General features: G+C 65.4%; 14 protein-coding genes. 4 read left to right on the forward strand and 10 right to left on the reverse strand.

Annotated features, from left to right (window positions below):
• Positions 1–56 precede the first annotated feature (56 nt).
• The 4 genes from CSQ93_RS05120 to CSQ93_RS05135 form a co-directional block, all read right to left on the reverse strand.
• A complete protein-coding gene (locus CSQ93_RS05120) occupies positions 57–1358 on the reverse strand; it encodes an EAL domain-containing protein (RefSeq protein WP_199534261.1) in 1302 nt (433 codons plus the stop codon).
• Between the two features lie 75 nt (positions 1359–1433).
• Positions 1434–1760 (reverse strand): hypothetical protein, encoded by a 327-nt coding sequence (locus CSQ93_RS05125; protein WP_233516046.1) that lies wholly within the window; start codon positions 1758–1760, stop codon positions 1434–1436.
• A gap of 154 nt (positions 1761–1914) precedes the next feature.
• Positions 1915–3045 carry a YbfB/YjiJ family MFS transporter gene (locus tag CSQ93_RS05130; protein ID WP_233516047.1) on the reverse strand — a complete coding sequence of 377 codons (1131 nt, stop codon included), beginning with the start codon at positions 3043–3045 and terminating at the stop codon, positions 1915–1917.
• Positions 3042–3914, reverse strand: coding sequence for a LysR family transcriptional regulator (locus tag CSQ93_RS05135; RefSeq protein ID WP_099377049.1), 873 nt, complete (start codon positions 3912–3914; stop codon positions 3042–3044). Before CSQ93_RS05135 ends, CSQ93_RS05130 begins: the two co-directional genes overlap by 4 nt.
• Positions 3915–4001: 87 nt before the next feature.
• Here CSQ93_RS05135 and CSQ93_RS05140 point away from each other — a divergent pair, with 87 nt between their 5' ends.
• The gene (locus CSQ93_RS05140; protein WP_099377050.1) at positions 4002–5063 is read left to right on the forward strand and encodes an NAD(P)H-dependent flavin oxidoreductase; all 1062 of its coding nucleotides are present in this window, start codon (positions 4002–4004) and stop codon (positions 5061–5063) included.
• A 22-nt stretch (positions 5064–5085) separates the two neighbouring features.
• Here CSQ93_RS05140 and CSQ93_RS05145 read toward each other — a convergent pair whose 3' ends face one another.
• The gene (locus CSQ93_RS05145; RefSeq protein ID WP_099377051.1) at positions 5086–6177 is read right to left on the reverse strand and encodes an agmatine deiminase family protein; all 1092 of its coding nucleotides are present in this window, start codon (positions 6175–6177) and stop codon (positions 5086–5088) included.
• 10 nt (positions 6178–6187) lie between these two features.
• Positions 6188–7354, reverse strand: a complete 1167-nt coding sequence (locus CSQ93_RS05150; RefSeq protein ID WP_233516048.1) for an agmatine deiminase family protein — start codon at positions 7352–7354, stop codon at positions 6188–6190.
• Between the two features lie 104 nt (positions 7355–7458).
• Between CSQ93_RS05150 and CSQ93_RS05155 the strand changes: the two genes are divergently transcribed.
• Positions 7459–8352, forward strand: coding sequence for a LysR family transcriptional regulator (locus CSQ93_RS05155; RefSeq protein WP_099377052.1), 894 nt, complete (start codon positions 7459–7461; stop codon positions 8350–8352).
• Positions 8353–8364: 12 nt separating this feature from the next.
• Here the strand turns inward: CSQ93_RS05155 and CSQ93_RS05160 are convergent, their stop codons facing one another.
• Together CSQ93_RS05160 and CSQ93_RS05165 are read right to left on the reverse strand one after the other, a co-directional pair.
• Positions 8365–9159 (reverse strand): TOTE conflict system archaeo-eukaryotic primase domain-containing protein, encoded by a 795-nt coding sequence (locus CSQ93_RS05160; protein WP_099377053.1) that lies wholly within the window; start codon positions 9157–9159, stop codon positions 8365–8367.
• A 61-nt stretch (positions 9160–9220) separates the two neighbouring features.
• Positions 9221–10738 carry an MFS transporter gene (locus CSQ93_RS05165; protein ID WP_099377152.1) on the reverse strand — a complete coding sequence of 506 codons (1518 nt, stop codon included), beginning with the start codon at positions 10736–10738 and terminating at the stop codon, positions 9221–9223.
• Positions 10739–10879: 141 nt separating this feature from the next.
• Between CSQ93_RS05165 and CSQ93_RS05170 the strand changes: the two genes are divergently transcribed.
• Positions 10880–11785 (forward strand): LysR substrate-binding domain-containing protein, encoded by a 906-nt coding sequence (locus CSQ93_RS05170; protein WP_099377054.1) that lies wholly within the window; start codon positions 10880–10882, stop codon positions 11783–11785.
• Positions 11786–11848: 63 nt separating this feature from the next.
• Here the strand turns inward: CSQ93_RS05170 and CSQ93_RS05175 are convergent, their stop codons facing one another.
• Positions 11849–12973, reverse strand: a complete 1125-nt coding sequence (locus CSQ93_RS05175) for a fimbrial protein (protein WP_099377055.1) — start codon at positions 12971–12973, stop codon at positions 11849–11851.
• A 56-nt stretch (positions 12974–13029) separates the two neighbouring features.
• On the opposite strand from CSQ93_RS05175, the gene CSQ93_RS28720 reads away from it, so the two are divergent.
• A complete protein-coding gene (locus CSQ93_RS28720) occupies positions 13030–13263 on the forward strand; it encodes a hypothetical protein (protein WP_158301125.1) in 234 nt (77 codons plus the stop codon).
• A gap of 46 nt (positions 13264–13309) precedes the next feature.
• Here CSQ93_RS28720 and CSQ93_RS05180 read toward each other — a convergent pair whose 3' ends face one another.
• Entirely contained in the window at positions 13310–14698 is a 1389-nt protein-coding gene (locus CSQ93_RS05180) for an MFS transporter (RefSeq protein ID WP_099377056.1), read from the reverse strand.
• Positions 14699–14724: the final 26 nt, after the last annotated feature.

Raw genomic sequence — 14724 nt, forward strand, 5'->3', positions numbered from 1 at the left:
GCTTCAGACATACGCCACAATAAAATTGCCTTTATTGCATTGCCAGAAGACACGTATTATTGATTGCTGACACTGTCGAAGAAGTCCCGCAGTTCCATCGGGCGCGCCAGGGCATAGCCCTGGCCCGTGGGACAGCCAAGCTGGCACAGCGCCTCGATGCACGACGATTCCTCGATACCTTCCGCCACCACTTTCAGATTCATCAGCCGTGCCAGATTGACCGTCGCGGCAATCACGGCTTGCGCGGAAGCACTGGTTTTCATGTCGCGCACAAACGCCCCGTCGATCTTGACCTCATCGAAGGACATCCTGGCCAGCAGATTCAGGGTCGATGAGCCTTGCCCAAAATCATCGAGCGAAACGGGAAACCCTTTCGCCCGCAGCGTATTGAGCGAAGCGGACAGCAACAGCTCATCAGCGACCGGCAGATCGCCAGTCAATTCAATTTTCAGCAACTGCGGCGGCACGCCTGCCCGCCGCATTTTTTCAGCCAGCCGCTGCGCGAGACCAGGCGTACACACCGTTTCGGCGGAAGCATTCAAGGCGATGGGCAACGTCACCTGGCGGCTCTTGAGCACCAGCAGGACGTCGATCACGCGCGTCTCGATAAAGCTGAACAGCAGCAGGTGCAGGCCGAGGCGATTGACCATCGGAATCAGCACCGATGGCGGCACTTCGCCAACGCCGGGATGACGCCAGCGCAGCAGCGCCTCGGCGCCGATGATGCGCCGGGTACGCAAATCGTACTGCGGCTGCAGCATCACGCGCAGATTCTTGCCTGTCGTCAAGGCCTCGATCACATCGGCTTCCGTCGGACCATCGGCTGGCGCGCAACAGGATGCCTGCCGCTTGATCGACGGGACCAGCAGCAAGGCCCGCAAGGCCTCGGTAAACGCGGCATTGCCGCCACCATAGACCATGCCGACATTGATGCCTACGCGGTGCGCCAGGCGGGCATGCGCCAATAACGCCGTCACGGACAGGCCGCCGATGCGGGGTACCGCCGGTTTTTCCAGCATCGCCGCCGCTTGCCCATGCAGCAAATTGAGCAGCGTTGGCTGGCCCACCCACAGCACATGCGGGTAACGCGTCAGCGGACTGGCCGCATCGAGCGTCTTGAGCATGGTCGGTACCATCAGGCCACCGTGTTCGACATCCGCGACGATCACATCGACCTCCCCTTCGCGCAGGAGCGAGGGGATCAGGCTCAAGGAATTGATGCTTTTCACATTGGCGATATCGATGGCTCCCAGCATCGTGCCCAGCCATCGCGCACCGCCCTTGTCCGCATCAGGCGTCAAGGTCAGCACACGCAGGGAATGAAATTCGCTACGCACAGGGGAGCTGAGAGTTTTCACGGAAGTTTTCCTTGGGTTAAGACGCATGGGTGGACAAAGACTTGGGGGCGCCAGAAATGACGGGCGGCAAACTTCTTACTTGCTATCCTCGTCATCGGGCATGCCGAAACGCGTGCGATGATCACCCATGCATGCCCGCAGCTCTTGAATACTCAAGCGGCTCACTTCGTGCATGCGTATGAGGATGGCGGCGCTGACTGGCAGCGAGCCATGTCGGATTTTGGACAGGATGGGAGCCGATACCTGCAGTTCGCGCCCCAGGGCCGCATCGTTCTTCAAGCCCAGGAAATCGATGAGCACGTCGAGCAGGTCGGCGTTGCGAAAACCGCTTGCAGCATTCTGAGGAAGCCGGTTGCGTAATCCCGTCACGCGTGGGGAATGCTGCTGTATTTGCTTTGTCATAGCCGCTACTTTCAATGAGGAAGATCAGGAACCGGCCACGCCATGCGCATGGCGGCTGGCGCGTACCGGTGATGACTTGAAGTGTAGCGACAGACTTTCTTGACCGAAATCAGAACAGTCCTAAAAATTCCCAGTGAGCATTTAAAGCAACGGCCTACAACCGCAGGCTGACGACAATCGCCAGCAGCAGCACGCCGGCCGCCGCCAATAATGCGCTGTTGAAACTGTGCGACTGCGCATACAGGCTGCCGGCCAGCAAGGGGCCGAGTATCTGTCCGATGCCATACACCACCGTCATGATGGCCATCATGTTGCTGCCGGCCTTGACTGCGGCCCGCTGCGCGGCAGGCATGGCGATGGTCACCGTGCCGACAAACGTGCCGCCGACGAGAATGGCGCTGAGCAGATAACCGGCGGCCGAGGGCGCCAGCACGGGCAAGGCCACGCCCAGCGCCTGCAGCAGCAAGTTCAGCCTGAGCACCTGGCGCGTGCCCAGGCGTTCGTGCAGCCGGTGCCACAGGAAACACGAAGGCGCCGCACCCAGGCCGAAGACGGCCCATATGTGGGCGGAATTGAGTTCGGGCAAGGCCGCGCCGACCAGCACGGGCAAATACGTGGCCGTGACGATGTAACCGAGTCCCGCCAGTCCGTAGATCAGCACCAGCGGCCAGGGCGCCACGGGTGCCAACGCCGATGCAGCGGCTGGCGGCGGCGCATCCGGCGTCGCCTGGCCGCTGGCGGCAATCGCGGGCGCGGCCGCCAGCCCCGCCAGCACGGTGACGCCGGCCAGCAGCAGCCACATGCAGGCGCTGTGCCAGCCCAGGTGCGACGCCAGCACCAGCAATTCGGCCGAGACGGCGATGCCGGCGCCCACGCCCGCGTACAGCAGCGGCGCGCCGCGCGCCTGCCGGCGCTGCACCAGCAGCCACAGCGAGGCCGCCACCATGGCCAGGGCGCTGAAGACGCCCGCAGCGCCGCGCACCGTCACGAAAAGCCAGACGGGCATAGTCAAGGCCAGCACGCCCAGGCACAGGGCCGTGCCGGCCACCGACCACAGGCATAGCCGGTGCGCGCTGTGGGCCCGCGCGCGCATGGCCAGGACGGCGCCCAGCAAGTAACCGGCATAATTGGCCGAGGCGGCCAGGCTGCCGTCGCGCAAGCTCAAGACGCCCTCCTCGAGCATATGCGGGTAGATGGCCGTGAAGGCGAAGCGGCCAAAGCCCATGCCGATGGCGAGGATGACCGCCGCGGCGATGGCCGTGCCCAGCCTGGCCCGCGCGCTCACGCCGCCTCGCCGAGCTGCACCAGCAAATGCTGAAAGGCGGGCACGTCGAATCCCGCGCGCCATACCAGCACGGTGTCAATCTGCCCGGCGGACAGCGTTGTCAGGCTGGCCGGTGCGTCGGACAGCGCCAGCACGCTGGCCGGCAGCAGGGTCACGCAGGCGCCGGCCGCCACGCAGGCGATCATGGTGTGATACGAGCTCAGCTCCTGCACCTGCCACTGCGTGCTGCCGGCCACGCCCAGCAGCTCTTCCGCGATGCCGCGGTAGGTGCAGCCCTGCGGGAAGGCGGCCAGCGAACGCGTGCGCACGTCCGAGGCGCGGCGCACCTGCCCTTCGCTGGCGGGCAACAGCAAGCACAGCTCCTCGCGCCACGCGGCTGTCGATGCCAGGCCCAGTTCCGCCAGGGCGGCGCCGCCGCCGAACGAGGGTGGCAAGGCGACGAAGGCGCAGTCGAGCAAGCCCGTGCGCACTTGCTCGATCAGGGGGCGCGACGGCCCCGTGCTCAACGCCAGGCGCGTGGCCGTATAGCGGGCGTGATATGCGGCCAGCAGGGCCGGAAGCCGGCTGGCCGCCGTGCTTTCCATGCTGCCGACGCGCAAGGTGCCGCCCTCTCTCCCGCCCGTGACGACGTGCCGCGCTTCTTCCGCCAGCGCCAGTAAACGCTGCGCATACTCGAGAAAGCGCTCGCCGGCCGCCGTCAGGGCCATGCGTTTATTGGTGCGCACGAACAGCTCGGCGCCGATATCGGCTTCCAGCTGCTGGATGCGCGTGGTGACGCTGGATGGCGCCCGTCCCAGCCGCGCTGCGGCCTGGGTGACACTCAGTTCACTGGCGACAGAGCAAAAAATCCGCAATGATTCGGTATCCATGGAATTCTTTATTTTGAAATGATTATGCTATTATATTCTCAAAATGCGAATCAAATACAGCATCCTCAACTTCATGAAGGAAACATCATGACTTCAATCCAGCCCTTCCTCGACCGCCTCGGCTTGCAACTGCCCATCATTCAGGCGCCAATGGCGGGCGTCTCCACGCCCCGGATGGCCGCCGCCGTGTCGAACGCGGGCGGCCTCGGTTCGCTGGCCATCGGCGCCGGCACGGTGGCGCAGGCGCGCCAGGTGATAGCCGACACGCGCGCGCTGACGGACCGTCCCTTCAATGTGAATGTGTTTTGCCATGCGCCGGCCGTGCGGGATGCGCGGCGCGAAGCGGCCTGGCTGGCCCATCTGGCGCCCCTGTTCGCGGAGCTGGGGGCAAGCGTGCCCGTGGAACTGGATGAAATCTACGCAACGTTCATCGGCAATGAGGCGGCATTCGCCCTGCTGCTGGAACAGCGTCCCGCCGTCGTCAGCTTCCATTTCGGCTTGCCGGCGCCGCAGCAGATTGCCGCCCTGCGCCAGGCCGGCATCTACACGATGGCCACGGCCACCAATGTGCGCGAGGCACTGCTCATCGAACAGGCCGGCGTCGACGCCATCGTGGCGCAAGGCGTGGAAGCGGGCGGGCATCGCGGCGTCTTCGACCCGCAAGCGCCGGACGAGCGCCACAGCACCACCGTGCTGCTGCGCCTGCTGGCGGGCCGCACCGCCCTGCCCCTGATCGCCGCCGGCGGCATCATGGATGGCCTAGGCATCCGCGCCGCGCTGGACCTGGGCGCCGCAGCCGCCCAGCTGGGCACGGCGTTCGTGCTGTGCCCGGAATCGTCGGCCAATGCAGGCTACCGGGCGAACCTGAAAAGCGCACGGGCCGCAAGCACGCGCCTGACCAGCGTGCTGTCGGGCCGCCTGGCGCGCGGCATGGTGAACCGATTGATCGAGCATGGCGAAGCGCCGGGCAGCCCGCCACCGGCCGACTATCCCGTCGCCTACGATGCCGCCAAGCAATTGAACGCACTAGCCAGCCAGCACGGCAACAGCGAATTCGCCGCCCAATGGGCCGGCCAGGGCGCGCCGCTGGCGCGGGAAATGGACGCGGCGCAGCTGGTGGCCACGCTGGCGCGGGAAATGACGGCTTGAGCCGTCCGCCGGACAGCCCCGCCTACGCCGGCTGCTGCTGCGTGGTGCAGTGAATGCCGCCACCACCGGCCGCGATAGCGTCGATATTCAGCTGCACGATGTCGCGCCCGGGGAAGTGTTCGCGCAGCATGGCTTTGGTGTTGCGGTCGGCTGGCGCATCGCCAAATTCCGGGCACAGCACGGCGCCGTTGCAGACATAAAAATTGATGTAGCCGGCGGCGAAGTCCTTGTTTTCATAGCGCGGGCGTACCTGGCCCGGGCCGGGCAGCACCACCACCTGCAGCGGACGGCCGCGCGCATCCGTGGCCTTGCGCAGGATGTCGAGGTGGCGCTGGGTGACGGCGCGCTCTGGCGACGTCGGGTCGTTTTCAAAGCCGGCCGCGACGACGCCAGGCGCGCAGAAACGGGCATAAAAGTCCGTGTGGCCATCAGTGATGTCCTGGCCGGCAATGCCCGGCAGCCAGATGACTTTCTCGATGCCCAGCAGCCGGCGCAGTTCCTGCTCGCACCTTGCCTTGCTGACGCCGGGATTGCGGTTGGCGTTCAGCACGCAGCTTTCCGTGATGATGGCCGTACCCTGGCCATCGACTTCGATGCCGCCCCCTTCCAGCACCAGGCTGCTTTCCAGCACGGCGACGCCGGCGCGTCCGGCCACGAAACCAGCCACCAGCGCATCGTCGTCGTAGTCCTGCTTTTCGCCCCAGCCATTGAAATTGAAATTCACGCCGGCCAGCGCTCCGCCCGCCTGCTTGACGAAGACGGGGCCCGTGTCGCGCATCCACAGATCATCAATGGGCTGCACCAGCAGCTTGACCTTGTTGCCGCACAGGCGAGCCGCCACGTCGTAGTCTTCCTCGTTGACCAGCATGTGCACGGGTTCGACGCTGGCAATCGCCTGCGCGATGCGCGCCAGGTCCGCTTGCGCGCCCGCCTTCAGGCGCTTGCCCCAGACGTCGTCGTTGGCGCCGAAAGCCATCCAGGTAGCAGCGTGGCGCTCGCCTTCATCGGGCATGCGCCAGCCCGCGCCTGCCGCCAGGGCGGGCAAGGCCGGCAAGCCCATGGCGGCGCCGGCCGCCAGGCCCAAGGCGCCAGTGAGGAACTGTCGTCGTTGCATGTGGTTCTCCTTATGCCGGTTCCTGTTGCGTGGTGCAATGGATGCCGCCGCCACCGGCAGCGATGGGGTCGATATTAATCTGCACCACGGCGCGGCCCGGATACAGCTGCGCATACTGCGCCCTGGCGCGGGCGTCCGCTTGCGCATCGCCGAATTCCGGCAGGAAAATGGCGCTGCTGGTGGCATAGTAATTGATGTAGCCGGCAGCGAAGGTGTTCGGATTGTTTCCAGGCCGAATTTTCTCTGGGCCATCGATGACGACGATCTGCAGCGGCTGGCCATCCGCATCGGCGGCGCCGCGCAGAATCTCCAGGTGGCGCCGGGTCAGCGCGTAATCGTACGATTCCGGGTCCATCTCGCGGTGCGCCGCCACCACGCCGGGGCGCACGAAACGGGCGTAAAAGTCCGTGTGGGCATCCGTGATGTCCTTGTTCCTGATGCCTGGCAGCCAGATCACCTTGCGGATGCCCAGCAGGCGCAGCAGCTCCGCTTCGCAGTCGGCCTTGCTCCAGCCCGGGTTGCGGTTGCTGTTCAGCACGCAGCTTTCCGTGATGATGGCCGTGCCCTTGCCATCGACTTCCAGCGCCCCGCCTTCCAGCACCAGGCGCGTGGCCAGCAGCGGTACCCGGGCCTGGGCGGCGACCATGTCGGCCACCTGTCCATCCTTGCCGAACTGCTGCCTGTTGCCCCAGCCATTGAAGTTGAACTTCACGCCGGCCCGCTCGCCATTCGGCTTGCGCACGAAGACGGGACCCGTGTCGCGCATCCACACATCATCCATCTCGGCGGGAATCAGGTTCACGCGCGCATCGAACAAGGGCCGCGCACTGGCCAGCTCTTCCGGGCGTACCAGCATGTTGACGGGTTCATGCGCGGCGATGGCATTGGCGATGCGCACCAGCGCCAGCTGCACCTGCGGCACTTGCGCGCGCGTCCAGACGGCGCTGGAAGCGCCATATGCCATCCACGTCGCCTTGTGGGCGTCGGCCTCGTCGGGCATGCGCCAGCCGTCGGCCAGGTTGACGCCAGCGCCGCTATTGATCGGTGGCACTGGTGCAACGGGGCCAGTTTCCACCCCGCCGTCGGCGCCACCGCCGCAGCCGACCAGCAAGCCGCCCATGGCCAGCGCGCTGCCGCCCAGCATGCAATGACGCAAGAAATATCGACGTGTCTTCATGATTCATCCTTTTCAGTAGGCCAATTGGCATGCACAGCATTGTGGATGGATCAAGATATGAAAACAAATGATATGATTTACCTTAATTCATTAGATTTTCTCATATGTCAGAACATCGTATTCCTTCGCTGAAATTGTTGATGGGCTTTGAAGCGGCCGCCCGCCACGGTAATTTCTCGCGCGCGGCCGACGAGCTGCACGTGACGCAATCGGCCATCAGCCACCAGGTGCAATTGCTGGAAGAGCAAATCAAGCAGCCGCTGTTCCGCCGCGCGGGACGGGGCGTGGAACTGACGGTGGCGGGAGAGGTGCTGCTGCGCAGCGTGCAGCGCTCGATGACCGTGCTGCGCAGCGGCCTGGGGCGCATCGCCACCTATCTCGATCCCGGGCTCGTGGTGCTGGTGTGCCCTGCGCCCGTGCTGCACGGCTGGCTGCAGCCGCGGCTGCGCGCGCTGGAAGCGCAGATGCCCGAGCTGTGCTTGCTATTGTCGGTGGATGAAAGCGCCCGTTTCGTCGACGAGATCGACGTCGATATCGCCATCGGCGAACGCCCCATCCTGCAGCCGGACTTGCAGGAAATCCCCCTGCTGCACGATGAATGGCTGCTGGTGGCAAACAGCGAACTGGCGGCGCGGCTGGCCGGCGTGCCGCAAGTTGAACACCACCTGCACGCGGATCTGGTTTGCCTGGAAGAAAGCCTGACGGGCGACGCCACGGCGCCTTTGTTCCTGGGCCCGCTGGCGCGCTTTCGCAAGCGGGCCATCTATGACGATGCGCGTCTGTTGCTCGACGCCACCCTGGACGGGCGCGGCATCGCCTGCCTGCCGCGCCTGCTGATCGATGCCAGCCTGGCGCGTGGCCAATTGCACATCCTGCCCGCTTACCCGCGCGTGCCCGGCGCCACTTGGTGGCTGTCGGGCGTGGCGGAACACCCGCGTTCACCCATCGTCGGGCAAGTGTTCGACTGGCTGCGCGCGCAGGGCGGCATGCCGGCGTAACCAGGCATCAGGCTACGGCAGCCTGTGCCGGAACGTCGGCTCGATATTGCGCGCATGCAGCCAGCGCACGATGTCTTCCAGGCTGGCGTCCTGCAACAGCAAGCCTGGCTGGCCAACTGGCTTTACCGCCGGCAATGGCGCGGCGACGGGCGCGGGCGCGGCATCAAACAACCCTGCATGTCCCTGCAACTTCGCTAGCGCCTGGGTGAACTGTCCCGGATTGGCGCTGCGCAAGCTTTCCAGGAAGCCCAGCTGGGCGGCTGGCGGCGGCGGCATGTCCAGGCCAGGTTCGTCGACGAAGGCGGCGCCCATGCTGGGGTGGATGAAGGCGGCCCACTTGCCTGACGGCTGCAACGCAGGCGGCAACGCCACCTGTTCCACGTCGGCGGGCGGCGCCACGGCCAGGATGTCGGTCGAGGCGGGTAAAAAGGTGGCGCGCAGCAGTTGCACGAACTGGCGCGCCTGGGCGACAGGCACGGGCGTGGCCAGCGACAGCCATAACTGGAATGCCGTGCCCGAGATGCTGACGGCGGGCGCTGGCAAGTCCAGCTCGTGCTGCACGGCATTGGCGATCGTACACAACGCGCTCCAGTGCAACTCGCCGCCGCCCTTGCCGCCAAACTCCAGCACCAGCGCGCGCGTCAGGCCGCTCCCGGTCACGAGTTGCACCGCTACCGTCTGCTCGCCCGACAGATGGCGCGCCAGCACGGCTGGCGTCAGCGGCTGCACGCCGCCCGCCGCATCGACGTATTGCTGCTGTTCATCGAACAGGTACAGGCGGGTGAGTTCGGAAATCAGTTTATGCATGGGCGGCCTCGTAATAACGTTGAGCAAGACTTGTCAACGTGCCCAGATTATAGCCTCCTGGCTATTCTCTCACCGGCAGCCCGGCTGCCTGCCGCGTCCGTCCCGCGCCAAACACCAGCCAGCTGGCTGCGGCGAACAGGCAGGCGGCCACGCCGCCATACAGCATCACGGCGCCAAATCCTTGTGCCAGCGCAAGCTTGGCCACGCCGTCCGGCAGCGTGCCGGCGCCCTTGCCTGCCGACAAACCTTCCGCCATGGCGCGCAAGGTGGCTACGTCCAGTCCGCCAGGCAACTGCATCCGCAATGCGGACTGGATGGCTGCGACGAGGATAAAGCCCATCAGCGCGATATTCACCGACAGGCTGATCATGCGCGCGCTGATATCGATGCTGGAAGCCATGCCGGCCCGTTCGCCCGGTACGGCGCCCGTCGTCGTATTGGTGACGGGCGTGTTGGTCAGGCCCAGGCCCGTGCCCGCCAGCAGGCAACCGGGCAGTATCGTCAGCCAGCTGGCGGCGTCCGCGCGGCTGCCCCACAGCATCAGCAAAAAACCCAGGCCGATGGCCAGCAAGCCGGCAGGAATGACGGCATCGGCCCGGTAGCGCAGCGCCAGGCGCTCGGCCAGCGGCGGCACGAGCAAGGTGGGCAAGGTGTAGGCCAGCAAGGTCAGGCCCGTGTCCAGGCTGCTGTAGCCGAGGCCATACTGCACGTACAGGGGCAGATAGATCATGAACGGCCAGAAACTGCAGTTCATGCCCGCCGAACCGAGCAGCGCTCCCGAGAAACGGCGGATGCGGAACACGGCAAAGTCGATCATCGGTTCGGCCTGCCGCCGTTCAATTATGACAAACAGCATCAGACTGATCAGCGCCACGGCCAGGCTGGCCACGCTGCGCGGGTCCGTGTAACCCAGCGCCGGCCCCTGCGTCAGGCACCAGGCCAGGCTGAACACGCCCAGCGACAGGGTGGCGATGCCGGCCACGTCCAGCTTGCGCCGCTGCGGGTCGCGCGATTCGCTCACGCCCAGCGCCACCAGCAGCAACGCCGCCAGCGCCAAAGGTCCGTGCACGAGAAATACCCACTGCCAGTTTGACAGCGCCACGATGGCCGCGCCGATGATGGGGCCGAAGCCCAGGCCCAGGCCAAACACGATGCCCCAGGCGCCAAACGCCCGGCCCCGCGCGGCGCCGGCCGGGAACTGCTGCGACAGCACGGCCACCTGGCAAATCAGCATGGCGCCGCCGGCCATGCCCTGCAGCGCGCGCGCGGCGATCAGCACGCCCGTGCTGCCAGCCCAGCCGCATGCCAGTGAACTGAGGCCAAACAGGACCAGGCTGGCGAGCAGCAGGCGCTTGCGGCCATAGCGGTCGGCCAGGGTGCCGGTTGCCATCAGCACGGTGGTGCACGCCAAGGTGTAGGCGTTCATGATCCATTGCAAGTCCTTGAAGTCGCCATGCAGCACGGTTTCCAGGGTGGGCAGGATCACTGGCACGCTGGAAATTTCCAGGCCAAACATGAGCGAGGCCAGGCAGACGGCGGCCAGGGTCAGTGCGTTTTGTTGCGAAGTAGTCAGGTGCATCGAAGCCTTGCTTTCGGTAGTCATGGAGGGGTGGTGGTGCCGGAGCACTGCAAGCGACCATTCTAGAAAAAGCGGACTCATGAGGGAAATGATAAAATTTCGTACAATTCATTCATTTTCATCATGAATCACAGGAGCCCCATGGACTTCGATACCGCCCTGCTGCGTGCCTTTGTGGCCGTGCAGGACACGGGCGGCTTTACGCGCGCCGCCGAACGGCTGCACCTGAGCCAGTCCGCCATCAGCCACCAGATCCGCCGCCTGGAAGAGCAGGCGGGCAGCGCGCTGCTGGTGCGCACGACGCGCAGCCTGCGCCTGACGGAAGACGGCGAGGATTTTCTGCGCCACGCGCGGCAGATCCTGGCCGCCCAGGATGCGCTGGCGCGGCGCTTTCAGCGCTCCTCGCTTGCCGGCGCCGTGCGCTTTGGCGTGCCGGAAAATTTCATGGGCGCGCGCCTGCCGGCCCTGCTGGCGCAGTTCGCGCACCTGTTTCCCGCCGTGCGCCTGGATGTCACGGTGGGTACCTATCTTGACTTGCAGAAACTGGTCGCCGCCGATGCGCTGGACCTGGCCGTCGTCATGACGCTGGCCGGTGGCCAGGATGCGGCATCCGTGCTGCGCCGCACGCGCTTCGTCTGGGCCGCGGCGCACGACTTTCGGCATGACGGCGTGCTGCCGATGCCGCTGGCGTTTTCGCCCGCGCCGTGCCTGCACCGGCAAGTGGGCGTCGACGCCCTCGAAGGCGCCGGGCTCGACTGGCGCGTGGCGTTCACCTCGCCCAGCCAGCAAGGGCTGCGCGCCGCCGTGCTGGCGGGCCTGGCCGTCACGGCCCTGCCGCAAGGCGACCTGGAAACGGGCATGGTGGTCATCGATGGCCAGCATGGCTTGCCCGCCCTGCCCAGCGCCCAGTTCCAGCTCGTCTGGCGCACCGCCGGTGCCACGGCGGCGGCCGAAGCGTTCGGACAATTGCTGCGCGAGTGGTCAGCCGCCGCAAGTGTACCTTTGCAGGCTGCATTTTCAGGCCAAGGCACATCGCCAGTGACATGACAGGCAACGTATTGGTGCTGCTGAAGGCGGCAGTCCGATAAATCGTCGCCGGATGGCTACACGTCAGTCATAACTCATCGTGAACGTCGCCGATGCATTTGCCGGACCCGTCGTCACGCTGGTCCCCGTCTTCAGGTAACGCGCACGCAGGGGGATGACATAACTGCGTTCGGAGGAACTCAGGGTCAGGCCGCTGCTCTGCAGGCTTGCCAGCGGCACCGTGTTACCGGCCTGGGTGGCTATCTGCAGGCCTATGCCGGTGGCTGCGGGAGGACGCCCGGCGGCAGCGGAGTCGAGGCTCAGCACGCCATTGCCTGCGTTGATGGCCGTGCGAACGGGATCGATGCGATAGCGCAGGCTGTTCACTTCACGCGTTCCGGGTGTCCCCGTGCCACCCGGGGAGCTGCCGCTTTGCGACTCCCAGCTTGCAGCGGTCTTGCTCACTGTTCCATGAAACGCCGGGCAATCATTCAAGCGTATGGAAAAATCCTTCCAGCCGGTGGCGCTGTTGGTCCCGCTAAAATCTTTGGGTGAATACGTGCCCATGGGCACCGAGACATCCGGCGTGCTGCAGGTCCGCGAGACGATCTGGAGACTGCCGGTGATGCCCATCTGGAAGCCCAGCACTCTGGCATCGCCGAAATTGCCGTACAGCCTGACGGTCGGCAATGAACTGCCTGTCAACACCCCGGGAGTCACCGCACCCAGCTTGATCAATATCAATTCAAAATTGGACGGCCCGTCAAACGGAATCAGGCAGCGATGGCCCGGCGTACAGGTGCTCGGCTGCGTGGAGGTCCGTCTTGGCAGTACACCGCCCCGACTGTTCATGACTACCCCCAACCCCGGAATACTGGTCTTGTACACTTTATTGGCATACGTCCCGCTGGGCCAGGCGGCCAGGCCGAAGCTAGCGTCAACCGTCAGTTCGGTAAACATTTGAAACGGGGCATACAGACAGTCCGGTGTCACTGTCTGGCCGGCGGCCATTTTGAATGTCTGGCGATACACCTCGGTGCCCACCGGCACCTCGCGTCCGACAGTGATCGCCGACACTTGCAAGGGCATGTTGCCTATTGCCGGCTGGATCCCGTTTGAGTAAGTGCAGCTGACCGCGGAAGCCGTATCGGCTACCGCCCACAGTAGCGCGACGGCCAGACCCGACTGAAGCAAAGAGACTATATTCATAACGCGACCTTTTATCTGTTGACTGGTGCAACTTACTGCTGATCCATGACGCCATCATGGCGCTGGCGACAGCGCCCGGCGGCGCAGCGATTGCTCAACTGACTATTAAAACCGGTCTGGCATGTCCGACGTTCAGCTGGAAAGCATCCTTGCGCGAAAGCGCTCCTGTGTTGTTGCGGGATGAAGTGTATGGCCCCCACGGCACACGCCATATAGGAGCACTCCGAAAAACGGATACATTGCAAAAATTTTATGATCTGGCAAGCCCGAAGAGCCGCTCGGTCTGCTGACGGAGCTTGACGCCACGCCTGCGCTCGCCAGACACGGTATCTGGCTTCAGCCGCTGCGACGGCATGGCAGCACCAGCAGCAAGGCCAGCGCCAGCATGCCGCTCGCGCTGCCCAGGGCCACCGTCACGCGATGCGCCAGCAGCGGCGCGCCCGCCAACTGGCCAGCGCCCAGCCCGGCCACGGCCACCAGCGTCGCCAGCCCCAGCGAACTGCCCAGCTGGTGCGCCACGTTGACAATGCCTGAGGCGGCGCCCGCATCCTGCGCCGGCACGCCAGCCACGCCGGCCGCTGTCAGGGGACTCAGGGCCATGCCCTGCCCCGCGCCGATCAGCAGCATGGGCAAGGCCACGCCCAGCCAGTAAGCCGTGCCCGTATCGACGCGGCTCAGCCATGCCATGCCCAGCAGGGTCAAGCCCAGCCCCATGGCCAGCAAACGGGCATTGCCGAGGCGGTGGATCAAACGCGGCACGCACAGAGCCACGCCGAAATTGACCAGAGTCATGGGCAGGAAAGCCAGGCCCGTCAACGATGGCGGATAGCGCAGCACCACTTGCAGGAATTGCGTGGTGAAAAAGAAAAAACCGATCATGGCCCCCATGAACAGCACCCTGGCCCCGTACGCGGCATTGCGCTGCGCATCGGCAAACAGGCGCAGCGGCAGGACGGGCTGCGCGGCGCGCCGCTCGATGGCAATGAAAGCGGCCAGCAACAGCACGCCCGCCGCCAGCGCGCCTTGCGTCAAGGCATCGCCCCAGCCGGCGCCGGCCGAGCGGATCAGGCCATACACGAGGGCCGACATGCCGAAGGTGGAACTGGCCGCGCCGGCCACGTCGAACTGTCCCCCGCTGCGCGCACTTTCCGCAACGAAACGGCGCGCAGCCACCAGCATGACGGCGCCGATGGGCAGGTTGATGAAGAAACCCACCCTCCACGACAGCCATTCGGCCAGCACGCCGCCCAGCACCAGGCCCACGCTGGCAGCGATGCCGGCCACGGCGCTGTACAGCGCGATGGCCCGCGTGCGCTCGCGCCCTTCCGCAAACGTGGTTTGCAGCAAGGCCAGCGTGGACGGCGCCAGGATGGCCGCGCCCACGCCCTGGATGGCGCGCGCGGCAATCAGCATGGCCGGCGACTGCGCCAGGCCGATGGCCAGCGACGCAAGCGTGAACAGCGCCAGGCCCAGCTGCAGCATGCGGCGCCGGCCATACGCGTCGCCGGCGCGCGCGGCCAGCAGCAGCAAGCCGCCAAACGTCAGGGTATAGGCGCTTTGCACCCAGGCCAGGCCCGTGTCCGTAAAGCCCAGTTCCTGGTGGATTTTCGGCAAGCCCGTCAGCACGATGGACGTGTCGAGCACGATCATCACATAGCTGACGAGAATGATGGCGAGGATGGCCGCCTGGTGCGGCGCGGCAGAGTTAGCGGGAAGATTTTTCATGCCCCCACTGTAAGACTTTCGCATTA

It is taken from the genome of Janthinobacterium sp. BJB426, assembly GCF_002735705.1.
Lineage (GTDB): Bacteria > Pseudomonadota > Gammaproteobacteria > Burkholderiales > Burkholderiaceae_D > Janthinobacterium.